Origin of the sequence: Paraglaciecola polaris LMG 21857 (assembly GCF_000315055.1) — a bacterium.
GTDB classification, from domain to species: domain Bacteria; phylum Pseudomonadota; class Gammaproteobacteria; order Enterobacterales; family Alteromonadaceae; genus Paraglaciecola; species Paraglaciecola polaris.
Map to the genome: position 1 here is coordinate 1 of NZ_BAER01000067.1, position 10,763 is coordinate 10,763.

12 protein-coding genes are annotated in these 10,763 nt (G+C 42.3%); 7 read left to right on the forward strand and 5 right to left on the reverse strand.

The annotated features are described in order from the left end of the window. The 3 genes from GPLA_RS23605 to GPLA_RS13140 form a co-directional block, all read left to right on the forward strand. Positions 1 to 421 (forward strand): hypothetical protein (locus tag GPLA_RS23605; RefSeq protein ID WP_040514738.1); only part of this gene is annotated, 421 nt, incomplete at its 5' end. 4 nt (positions 422 to 425) lie between these two features. After that, entirely contained in the window at positions 426 to 827 is a 402-nt protein-coding gene (locus tag GPLA_RS13135; RefSeq protein WP_007105409.1) for a hypothetical protein, read from the forward strand. An 11-nt stretch (positions 828 to 838) separates the two neighbouring features. Continuing rightward, positions 839 to 1,102 (forward strand): hypothetical protein, encoded by a 264-nt coding sequence (locus tag GPLA_RS13140; protein ID WP_007105410.1) that lies wholly within the window; start codon positions 839 to 841, stop codon positions 1,100 to 1,102. Between the two features lie 57 nt (positions 1,103 to 1,159). On the opposite strand, the gene GPLA_RS13145 is transcribed toward GPLA_RS13140, so the two are convergent. Further along, entirely contained in the window at positions 1,160 to 2,434 is a 1,275-nt protein-coding gene (locus tag GPLA_RS13145; protein ID WP_007105411.1) for a tyrosine-type recombinase/integrase, read from the reverse strand. A gap of 640 nt (positions 2,435 to 3,074) precedes the next feature. Here GPLA_RS13145 and GPLA_RS13150 point away from each other — a divergent pair. Further along, complete coding sequence (locus tag GPLA_RS13150) at positions 3,075 to 3,320, forward strand: hypothetical protein (RefSeq protein WP_007105412.1); 246 nt, start codon at positions 3,075 to 3,077, stop codon at positions 3,318 to 3,320. Between the two features lie 491 nt (positions 3,321 to 3,811). Here the strand turns inward: GPLA_RS13150 and GPLA_RS13160 are convergent, their stop codons facing one another. Further along, complete coding sequence (locus GPLA_RS13160; protein ID WP_007105413.1) at positions 3,812 to 4,723, reverse strand: LysR family transcriptional regulator; 912 nt, start codon at positions 4,721 to 4,723, stop codon at positions 3,812 to 3,814. Between the two features lie 255 nt (positions 4,724 to 4,978). Next, positions 4,979 to 5,965, reverse strand: coding sequence for a zinc-dependent alcohol dehydrogenase family protein (locus GPLA_RS13165; protein ID WP_007105414.1), 987 nt, complete (start codon positions 5,963 to 5,965; stop codon positions 4,979 to 4,981). Between the two features lie 106 nt (positions 5,966 to 6,071). Between GPLA_RS13165 and GPLA_RS13170 the strand changes: the two genes are divergently transcribed. Both GPLA_RS13170 and GPLA_RS13175 read left to right on the forward strand, forming a co-directional pair. Then, positions 6,072 to 6,977 carry a LysR family transcriptional regulator gene (locus GPLA_RS13170; protein ID WP_007105415.1) on the forward strand — a complete coding sequence of 302 codons (906 nt, stop codon included), beginning with the start codon at positions 6,072 to 6,074 and terminating at the stop codon, positions 6,975 to 6,977. Positions 6,978 to 7,192: 215 nt separating this feature from the next. Continuing rightward, positions 7,193 to 7,438, forward strand: a complete 246-nt coding sequence (locus GPLA_RS13175; protein WP_007105416.1) for a YdcH family protein — start codon at positions 7,193 to 7,195, stop codon at positions 7,436 to 7,438. A gap of 225 nt (positions 7,439 to 7,663) precedes the next feature. Here GPLA_RS13175 and GPLA_RS13180 read toward each other — a convergent pair whose 3' ends face one another. Then, positions 7,664 to 7,912, reverse strand: a complete 249-nt coding sequence (locus tag GPLA_RS13180) for a putative quinol monooxygenase (RefSeq protein ID WP_007105417.1) — start codon at positions 7,910 to 7,912, stop codon at positions 7,664 to 7,666. Between the two features lie 147 nt (positions 7,913 to 8,059). Continuing rightward, entirely contained in the window at positions 8,060 to 8,878 is an 819-nt protein-coding gene (locus tag GPLA_RS13185; protein ID WP_007105418.1) for an SDR family NAD(P)-dependent oxidoreductase, read from the reverse strand. Between the two features lie 722 nt (positions 8,879 to 9,600). On the opposite strand from GPLA_RS13185, the gene GPLA_RS13190 reads away from it, so the two are divergent. Then, positions 9,601 to 9,867: a helix-turn-helix transcriptional regulator gene (locus tag GPLA_RS13190; protein WP_006992269.1), complete on the forward strand. Its 267-nt coding sequence runs from the start codon at positions 9,601 to 9,603 to the stop codon at positions 9,865 to 9,867. Positions 9,868 to 10,763 lie beyond the last annotated feature (896 nt).

The following is a 10,763-nucleotide window of genomic DNA, read 5'->3' on the forward strand; positions in this document are numbered from 1 at the left end:
AGGCAAGTTAAGTGTCTACGAAACTGGGGGAAGATCAATTGCAGGGTGCCTTGTTTGGTATGGCACTCATTATTTCATACTGACACCGCGCATTATCGCGATTGACAGTCAAAAAAACTATGCCTATGACACCAGCTTATCAAGCGGTGTTAATGCCTGTCTGCAAAAGCGCTTAGGTGACCAGATTTTAAAACATGGATTAATGGAAGCGGCACTTTACACAGCCACCATGAAACATCTGGCTGAACCATACCAAACTGCTTTGCTCCTTGCCTATCAGGCTCTGGATGAGACCTGCGGCGTAAGTTATGCGCGCCGTATGACAATGGAACGTCAGCGCAAAGCCGCGCAAGAAGCGGCAGAGCATCAACGCCTGCAAAAGCAATTTAATTTCTGGAAAAAACTACTGACGGGGAAATAAGACCATGCAAAACATAATTTTTAGAAAAGACGATATCGTTGTGAGCACTGCTTTATTTAAAACGGCTCGCCGTAGTTATCGCATTAGTGATATTGAAAAAATCGCCATTAAACGACCATTGCTTTGGTTTTCACTACCCATAGCAATTGGCAGTTTCGCGCTACTCAGTAGCTTTCAACCATATTTATATGTGCATGAGCGCTGGTTCTGTATGGCTGGTATGTTTTTATTGCCCCTAATGGGGTGGTTGATAGCAACGCTGAATGTTACGTCCAAGGCTTACACCAATGACGTTGCCGCCATTGGCTATATGCCAACGCTAGAAGCCGCTCGTAATGCCTTAGACACAGTGATCTTTCAGGCCAACGACAAAACAAACACAGTTTCAAACACAGACGAAGAATAGGAGATATGACAATGATACGAGAATATTTATCAACTAAAGACTTATGCCAGCGTTTTCGCTGTTCATCGCGCACGATTTTTCGTCGCATGGCGCGTGAAGAAAACCCCTTCCCACAGCCACTCATTCGCCAAGCAGGTAGTATTAACCTGTGGTGTGCAGATACTGTTTGTGAATGGGAAGAGTGTGAAATTCAACGCTCTGAAAATAGTCGCTGGGGCGGCATTAAAGCCAGTCCACCAGCGAAATACGACAGCACGGCCAAAAACTGGCATTAAAACGCTCAAAGTGAGTGTTTGACTTAAAAAAATGGGCGCTAACTAAGCGCCCATTTTTTATGCCAGTTTTCTGCTTTTGAACGCCACAATGTTATCTTGCTCTGGGATTGGTGCACGGGGCTTATCATCAACTAATTCAAACAGCATATCGCACCATGCTTCATAGGCCTCAGCCTGCTCTTTCATATAATCATATCGATCATAGACACGCGCAACCGTGCTACCAACAGCATGGCCAAGCATGACTTCGGCAATGTGGAAACTGGTTATCATCGAGAAACGTGATCTGGCTGTGCGTCTCAGGTCATGCATGGAGAAATGCTCCATGTGATAAGCTTCATAACGGCGCAGGTGCTGCATAATGTTATAGGGCAATGCCAATGGTGCTCGCATGCCCATTACATCGTCTGAGCCATCATTGGTGAAGGCATAAGCGCTGTTCGCGCTAAGAGCAAAGGCCTGTTTCAAATAAGGCCTCATTGAAGACGTAATTGGTCGCAATAACGGTTTTCCGCTTTTCTTGCCCATTTTGTGGTTTTCAGGTGGAATTGTCCAAACGCCAGTTTTAAAATCAAAATGTTCTTTTTTAGCCTGTCTCAGTTCACCGTTTCGACAGCCATAGATTAAGCACAATTTCACAAATAACTTATTCTTCGGCGTGATGCGCGAGTTATTAACGGCAAGCCACAGCATTTTAATTTCATCATCATTTAAACAGCGGTCTGTAGATCGCTTTTGGATCTGAAGGTCTTCTTTAGCGTAAATATCAGCAAGTGGGTTTGCAGGCACAAGTCTGCGCTTTACCCCAAACTTATATAGCTGTTTGGTATTTACCAAAAGACGCTCAGCAATAGCTGGCTTGGCTTTTGATAACCCTTCCAGAATATCTAGCCAAGCATGAAGTGTGATTTTTTCAGCGGGAAGCTTACCAAGTTCAGGAAAAACATGAATTTCAAAGCTACGCTTGATTTCCTCATGCCCTTTTTTGTTATGAACGTAATAAGCCTCATACCACAGGTCAAAAAGCCCTGTAAGAGATTCTGCGGCAATGATCGCCTGTCTTTCTAACAGTCTAACGACTTTCGGGTCATAGCCTTGCTCAAGCTTCTTACGGAGGCGCGTTACTTCCTCCCTTGCATCTTTGAGGCTTAATAGTGGATATGAGGCTAAATCAATTTCTTTGCGCGTTCCGTTGTAATAGTAACGGAACATATAGGTCATCTTGCCCTTTGGGGACAGACGAATATTGAGACCATCACGGTCTGATTTGATGAGTTTTTTATCTCTAACCTTGTTTAGGTTTGCTTTCAGCCAAGCATCTGTAAGTGCCATCTGCTTTTCTCCCATTCTTCAATTGCGAAAGAATGGGTGTAAAATTTTTAAAGCGCTTTAAAAGGCCAAATTTTCCACCTGAATTTACACCCATTTCAGATGGCTCAGCATGACAATTGTTGACTTCTATCGTCAATGTGACAACCCAAGACGCTTTATAACATTTTGATTTAACTAAAAAATGTGTCTTTTGTTGTCCTGACTTGTCTTAGTGCTGAATATCCGGGTGAGAAATAATAGCAAAGGTGCGTCTACGTGAGACTTCTTGCGGAATTAAAGCGTTAGACATCTAATTAAATCTTCTCGTTTTTCACGGTTTGTAGGCACAGTTAGAAGCCTTCAAACAGCGCTTCAATCATCAAATCCGTCTTGTTAATCGTAATTGCGCGCTATTTTCGCTGAAATTAGGCACATAAACAATCAATGCTTACGGGATCCTCCTTCATTTGTGCACATAAAGTGATTAAGCATCCGTTACTACCCCTCATAAGGTGCGTCGGCAGAGATTATTGTTATGGAGATACGCTAATCCCTACCAATACATGCATAATTGAAATGTTAAAATTCATAAAGCGCTATTTTTGAATGATAAAACCATTGGTAAAATGCCATCACTTTGAATAAATACGGTGAATGCACCATGAAAAAACTACCTCATAAATTTCAAATTCCACTGACGGTGGCCATTATGCTGCCCATTATGTTAACGGCCATGCCAGCCGTTATGCTTTACAGCACCTTACCTAAGGGAGCAGCACTTTTTGAGCCTTGGTTAGACACAGTGACACGCATGGTTCCTTTTGCTTTACCAACCTTGCTTGTTATCGCCGGTAGCATTCGTTTTGTTGTAACCAAATGGCTGGTTCAACCTGCCCCTAGTCTTTGATGGATGTTAAGCAGATGACTACTCGGCAACAGAAACCACCACTTTCACAACGTTTTTAAACATCGTTAAGCAACCTAGGATAATTTGATTACTGCTCGCGATAGGAGTTTGGGCACTTGTGTTGGCAAACGTATTAAAGGCTAATCCAGTGCATATTGGAGCGAAGCAAATCAGTGTAAATACGTTTTACTTCCCTGTCACAGCTCCACAGGTTACGCCCAATATAATTGGATACGGTTTAGTAAGCCCTGCACTCAAGACGGAGTCGCAATACGTGCGGCCGCAGTACTCGCGCCAAGAGCGCTTCAGATCGATTGTACTAACGACCTCCACCACCATTGCCGGTATGTTACCGCTATTATTTGAAACAAGCCTACAAGGCCAAGTGCTCATACCATTGGTTATCAGTATTGCCTTGTACTTATACTGTTTTATACGAACATAAAAACGCTATAAACAATTAAAGAAAACGTCTTTTAGCCGTGTATTTATTACTGGCCCAGTTTAGACAAAAACACTGGGCCATTCGTCAGCGCGTCAACAATAAGGTCGCGAAATTTAGCTACGCGCGCTGGTATCAATGTTCGGTCAGACCAAACCAAATAGCCTCGACCTTTTTGACAAGTCACTTCTTTTAGCACTTGAGTAAGTGCATCCTTCTCTACAAAGGTCGCTAACGCATGTGCAGGTAATAAGCAAATACCGACGCCTTTACACGCGGCCTGCGTTGCCAAGCGCAAACTATTGACGGAATACCGTGGATTCAACATTACACGTTTATGCTCATCGTTTTCTTCGAAATGCCAAGCAGTAAGTGTATTAGCCGCTATTAACCTATGTTGATTCAAATCCTCTACACATTTAGGCGTGCCGTGCTTTTCTAAATAATCACGACTGGCCCCTAAAGATAAGGGGGTTTCAAAGAGCATTTTCTGCACCAAATAAGGGGTTTTGGTCGCACGTGTCACCATTGCAAGATCAATACGATCATCAAAAAAACGCTCAGTATCTGCAGCAAATTTAACGTGAATGTTAACCTTAGGGTGTGCAACCATAAAATCAATCGCGATGGGTTGTACGATAAAATCAGCAAAGGGTTCAGGGCAAGAAATGTGAATATCACCGCTAAGCTCTGCATGCTGGTTATTGATACCTTGCCAGCTACGGGAAAGCGTATCAAATTGCCCAGAAAATTGAGCGACATATTGCTCACCAGCAGCGGTCAACTGGAATTGTTTAGCATTTCGATGCAATAATTTTTCACCTAAGCTACGTTCCAATGAACTGACTGCTCTCGATAAAGTAGGCGCAGAAACCGCAATATGCTCACTAGCCGCCGCAAACCCGCCATGGCGCACGGCTTGGCAAAACCAATACAAATGGGTGAGATCTTTAGCGTTCATATTTGCACTCAAGAAAGGAAGTCACTGCATTTTGGCAAGAATGAATAGGGTTTAAAAGTGACTTTTGAACTTAATATCACTAAACGTGTAAACCATTGCTAACAAGCATAACTGGGCGTTTAAGATGTAATCTGATGTCAATACATACAAAAAAGAGGCCGTAAAGACCTCAAGCTAGCGTACAACGCTAGCGACGCTGAAAGTACTTATGCGTAAAAGTGAGTAGCCGACACCACCCTCGCTTGCAAGGAAACGTTAAACGTCGATCACGACTTTACCCAAGCCTTGTCCACTGGCAAAGCGATCGTGTGCTTTACCTACTTCTTCCAAACTAAAAGTCTGCTCATCAAGTACTGGGCGTAAATGACCCGCTTCAATAATGTCAGCTAATTTAGCCAAAATGTTCCCATGTGCTTCACGCTTATGATCATGCAGCATAGGAATGAGCATAAACACCACGTGCAACGACAAACCTTTGAAGTGCGCGCCGGATAAATCAAGTTCAAGCAAAGATACCGTAGTCGCAATCTGTCCATTTAACGCTGCAGCCTCAAACGAGTTAAGTAGGTTTGTACCGCCCACTGAATCAAATATCACATCAAAACCCGCGCCCTGAGTGTGTTTTTGTACATAATCGGCCACAGTTTCAGTTTTATAGTTAATACTAGAAGCGCCTAGCGCTTCAATTAAAGCCATTTGCTTATCGCCACCACCAGTAGAAAAAACATTGGCGCCGAAGTAACGTGCCAGTTGCAACGCAATATGGCCTACGCCGCCTGAACCGCCATGCACCAACACGTTTTGGCCTGGTTTAATTTGTGCTCTATCAAGACCTTCATATGCAGTAATAGCCACTAATGGCAATGCAGCGGCTTCATGCATAGATAAATTCTTTGGCTTAAGTGCAATCAATTTAGCATCCGCCAGTATGTACTCGGCTAGTGAGCCTGGTAAGTGAGTTAGTCCACCAGCACAGCCATAGACTTCGTCACCTACAGCAAAATGAGAGACTCCTTCTCCCACGGCTTCAACGGTTCCGGCGAAATCCATACCTAATACTGCCGGAGCTGCTGGTGATAAAGGCAAATCTGGCCCCATTTGACGTATCATGGTATCCACCGCGTTTACACTAGTGGCCGCAACCTGAACCAACACATGACCCGCTTTTATGTCAGGCTTAGCTATATCAGCTAACGTAAATACATTGGAGTCGCCAAACTGGTTAATAATCATCGCTTTCATGGGAGCTACCTTTAGTTAATTAAGAAAGCGCATTGTAACTACTTTACTATACGGTGATAATAAGGCCTATAACACAATCAGTTTTTAGATTTAATTGATAATAAACATGAACATTGAACACCTTAAACTTTTCGTCGGTATCGCTAAAACGTCCAATATCAGTGTTGCCGGCCGCGAACAAAACTTATCTCCGGCTGTGTCGAGCACCTACATCAGCAAGCTTGAAGACAACTTAGGCGTTCGACTTGTGCACCGAACCACTCGTAAGGTGTCGTTAACAGAAGAAGGTGAAGCGTTTTTACCCCACGCAGAAGAAATACTAACTAACATTGAGACCGCTCGTGCGTCAGTTGGCGATGGCGAACACAACCCAAAAGGAACGCTACGAGTGACGGCTCCTGCGTCCTTCGGGCGCATGCATATAGTGCCTGCTCTAGCGGGATTCTTGGCCCGCTATCCTGAACTGTCGGTAGATTTTCGCTTTAACGACTCCATAGTCGATTTAGTTGAAGGCGGCTTTGATATAGCCATTCGCGATGCTGCGTTAAAAGACTCAAATCTGATTGCCAGAAAGCTTGCACCCGATAGGCGCATCATTTGTGCTGCGCCTGAATATATTAAAAAATTTGGCGAACCAAGCAGCCCGCAAGATATTTCGAAACATCAAAGTGTTAACTTGATGGGCTTAGATATGTGGGAATTTGCAACCCCAAAAGGTCCGCTCAGCGTGAAAGCAAATGGCCGAATTCGTATCGACAATGGCGAAGCTGTGCGTGATGCCGGCATAGCAGGCTCAGGCCTTGTTATGTCTTCCATATGGTGTGCCTATAAAGCATTGCAGCAAGGGGAATTAGTCCAAGTACTGCCAGACTTCCCTATGGTGTCTAAGACCGCGATTTGGGCGGTTTACCCCAGTAATCGATTACTCGCGCCTAAGGTTCGTGCCTTTATCGATTACTTTATTGAATATTATGGACAGACACCATACTGGGAACAAGCGTTGAAAAAATAACTTGACTGCAAAAAAGCAGTAACCAATGAACACCCCAGCGCAGCATATCCAAAAGTTGATTTAGTGTGCAAAAGGATTTATCAAAAATCGCAGGGGATTGACAAAGGCTGTTACCGACCCTATGTATTCAATAGTTGAAGCAAACGTTTAGTTATGGCGATAAATCTATCAACTAAGCAAGCGCGTCATTATTTCCCTTCAATAAAGGAGTTACTATGTTAGGCGAAAATCACTCACTTAATAGCGATTTCCCAGAATACAGAGAGACCATATCGGCACTCACTACAAGCGATAAACAGTTTGCTGAAAAAGCTAAAAAGTATAACGATTTAGATAAGGAAGTTCGGATACTAGAACTAAAAGACGCTCCGATTGATGATGAGGCGATGCATCAAATGAAACACGACAGAGCAATACTTAAAGATTTGCTGTATCAGCGTTTAATTAACGAACAAACTTAAACGACCTACACGTAAGGAAGATGAAATATCTTGTTTCAGATATTTCATCTTCCTTACGAACACATATTTACATTCGCACACGCTTATCTAAGCGGCGCCGGGTTAAACAGACAAAAAACGTTAACGAATAAAGCCCCCCATTGGCGACATAAAGACAGTCTCAGGCCCAGCAAATGCCGCCCTAAGTTCTTGCGACAGAGCACTGAATACCGTTATCTGGGTGATTTACACTACATCGGTAAAACGCGGACCGTTTTGACTCCACGCTCCGAGATGAACTTGCGCGGCGGCTTCGTCTTCATAACGCTCATATATATGAATATCTGTACCGTTCGCAGCTACTGTCCATTCATAAATAATGGTTCCAAGTTCGTTATTCGCCGTATGAACCAAGTCGGTCATAACTTGGGTAAATAAGTCTTTTTTACCCGGTTTGAGTTGGCCCTCTACGGCCCACACAATATTTTTAATCATTGCTCGTTTCCTGATATCCGGCGGGCTTGAAATATTCAGGCGTTCCGTTCGGGTTATTAACATGCAGCGATAGTCTGCGATTTATCATTTAAGGACAATTTTATTCATGGCGATGTTGCCCATGAAGTAAGCGCCTATTAATTCAAATTAATGAGCATCAAGCGCTAATTTTGTGATTATTTGGTCCATAGCCGTTACCACTAACTGCGCTTTCTTCTCGTCGAGTGCGTCTACGTGGGGGTCAGCAAATTTTTCAATGTCGTTGTCAAAATACTGACCAGAAGCGTTCAAAAACTCTTCTGATAAAGCGGCACGGCAAAGTATATCCGCACCAACCTTCAGGTCACTACCGGCCATGCCAAAGGCCTCTTTTACCATTTTACTGCCAAGTAAAGATTTAGGATTCACAGCAATAATCAGCGGCCCAGAATCAGCCATTCGTAAACCTAATTTGCGAGACCACATGGTTAGTGCAAGCTTGCTTTGTGCGTATGCCTCACCGTCGCTTAGAATTTCACGTCCCCATAAGGCGTCTAAACTAACGGAAGCCTGAGCAGCAGATGAAACATTCACCACTCGGTCAGCTTTACCTAACAAAGGTAACAGTGCCTGAGTGAGTACATAAGGAGCGAGGGCGTTGACCGCAAACCTTATATCAAGCGCGTCTTTCGTGATCCGCGTTGGGCCTTTGAAGACACCTGCGTTATTTATCACGGCGTTCAATGTGCTATGTTTAGCTTGAATTTCCGCCGCAAGCACCATGACTTCTGCCATGCTCGACATGTCAGCAATATAAATTTCTGTGTTTTCATTGCCAGTTGCACTTCTTAACTCCGCCTGCACTTTTTGCAATTTTTCACTGTTTCGACCGTGCAACAGCACCTGATGACCAAGTGACAACAGCATTTTTGCCGTTTCATAGCCAATACCGTCAGTGGCCCCTGTGACTAAAATTGATTTCTGCATGTTTGTTTTTCCTAATATCAAAGTTCCAGTAAAATATCTTTTGCTAAGCGTTGTTGCGCCAAAGAAATTGCCCCATGGCTAAAACGTAAATTCAACGTAACCTGATTCACCCCACTATCTTTAAAACGCCTAGTCCGCAGAACAAGCTACGCCCATAGTAACTGGCCCAGCTTGGAACATTTGGCTGTAACCCTGGTTGATACACTGCATTGGTGAGCTCGCACTCTGGCTTGGCATCATAAATTCCATCCTTCAATAACAGTGTAGTGTGTATAACAAGCCATTTTTTGACTTGTAACCAAAACAGATGACAAGCCTAACACTTGATGAATTACATGATAATGAAGCCAGAAAGGGAATCAGTTTATATAAATAATTGACAATCTATCGCCAGTTACCCATCAAAATTGTCGCTGGGAAACATTGAGATGGTTAAAAATGGTCAGCTAGGGCGATTACAAAAGTAATCCATTGGCGCTTAGTTCTCTGAGCAATAAAATACGTGAAGCACTGAAGCAGGTATGGGCCCTAGTGACGACTAACCACCGGAAGTTAAAAAAGAAATTCATACTCGAATGATCAATATTTCTTTGTTAATACGCATTTACAAGTTAACAACATTCCCTTATATTTGTTCCACAATGGGTAATTTTTAAACCGTTCTTTGATTCAAGGCTGATTTAAAAACTACGACGAAATCATATATAGAAAGGCAACTCACTATGTCACGTAGAAAGAAGTTCAGCGGTGTGCAACTTAAGTCACTTCGTAAAGAGGCTGGATACACTCAAGGCGAACTTGCTTTGCGAGTGGGCATTAGCCGAGAAACCGTTTCTGCTATTGAGAACGAAAAACCTGAAACCATGAACAGTATAGGCGTTGAGGTGATAAGCAAATGGTGGGCGGTATGTAGGCAAAAGGCTTCAGAACAAACTCGCGAATCATTTTTTTCAACCGTTATGGATTATTTCGGTTTTAATCATACCTGATGTTAATTCGCGCCTACTCACCCAAGATAATAACGGCCCTCTTTGGAGGGCTTTTTATCGCCGCGGGTATTTTAACCTTTGGTAATGCTCTCATTTTCGACCGTCTATTTCTTGGCATATTGTTATTTACTGGGTTTGTTTGCCGGAAAGATATAAACGTATTAGGTATTATTATAATACTTGCAGCAATTAGGGTTCTAGAGGAGTTTTTATGGTTCCTTTTTACCGATCAGCTGTATAATCATTGGATATCAAAATTCGTCTATTTAGTTTTACTTTTTTCTATCTATAAATTTTGGTTTGATAAAATGAGTAAGGTTTCTTTAGTTATTCTGCTAATTTGTGTATTAGCAGAAATATACTGGGTGATGATTGGATATAGTGTCACCCCAGCTATATATTGGTATGCGGCATTAGTTGTGCTAAGTCTACTAACGCGGCACTTTCTCTTTTCACGTATTCAAATCACTGAACAGTTCACAATACAAACAGGTAAATCGATAAATTTGGATTGGTATATATATCAGATAACTAGAATGTATATATTCATAGAAGGCCTAAATATATTTGAATATATATTAAGACATGTATTCTCATTAAAAAACATGCAAATCATCTACCACATCTACCCTTATATTATGCAATCTCTTGCTACATTTACTTTGTGGATCGTTTTTAATGAAGCTAATAAGCTATTCAAAGAGAAATTAATACGAGCATAAAGTTAAAAATTACTAAAGTGTTTTAGTGATGTACCATCTAATTTCTTAATGTAATAACTAAGGAATTAAATATGAAATTAGCACTATCAACTTTGCTTGTAATCTCTCTCTCAACTACTTGTTTTATCGATAATAATTCAATTGACGACAGTGTATTGGTAAAAAAATCTAAGG

Bases quoted from the DNA above. Each gene is read 5' to 3' on its own strand.
- GPLA_RS13135 (WP_007105409.1), top strand. From the start codon at position 426: ATGCAAAACATAATTTTTAGAAAAGACGATATCGTTGTGAGCACTGCT.
- GPLA_RS13140 (WP_007105410.1), top strand. From the start codon at position 839: ATGATACGAGAATATTTATCAACTAAAGACTTATGCCAGCGTTTTCGC.
- GPLA_RS13145 (WP_007105411.1), bottom strand. From the start codon at position 2,434: ATGGCACTTACAGATGCTTGGCTGAAAGCAAACCTAAACAAGGTTAGA.
- GPLA_RS13150 (WP_007105412.1), top strand. From the start codon at position 3,075: ATGAAAAAACTACCTCATAAATTTCAAATTCCACTGACGGTGGCCATT.
- GPLA_RS13160 (WP_007105413.1), bottom strand. From the start codon at position 4,723: ATGAACGCTAAAGATCTCACCCATTTGTATTGGTTTTGCCAAGCCGTG.
- GPLA_RS13165 (WP_007105414.1), bottom strand. From the start codon at position 5,965: ATGAAAGCGATGATTATTAACCAGTTTGGCGACTCCAATGTATTTACG.
- GPLA_RS13170 (WP_007105415.1), top strand. From the start codon at position 6,072: ATGAACATTGAACACCTTAAACTTTTCGTCGGTATCGCTAAAACGTCC.
- GPLA_RS13175 (WP_007105416.1), top strand. From the start codon at position 7,193: ATGTTAGGCGAAAATCACTCACTTAATAGCGATTTCCCAGAATACAGA.
- GPLA_RS13180 (WP_007105417.1), bottom strand. From the start codon at position 7,912: ATGATTAAAAATATTGTGTGGGCCGTAGAGGGCCAACTCAAACCGGGT.
- GPLA_RS13185 (WP_007105418.1), bottom strand. From the start codon at position 8,878: ATGCAGAAATCAATTTTAGTCACAGGGGCCACTGACGGTATTGGCTAT.
- GPLA_RS13190 (WP_006992269.1), top strand. From the start codon at position 9,601: ATGTCACGTAGAAAGAAGTTCAGCGGTGTGCAACTTAAGTCACTTCGT.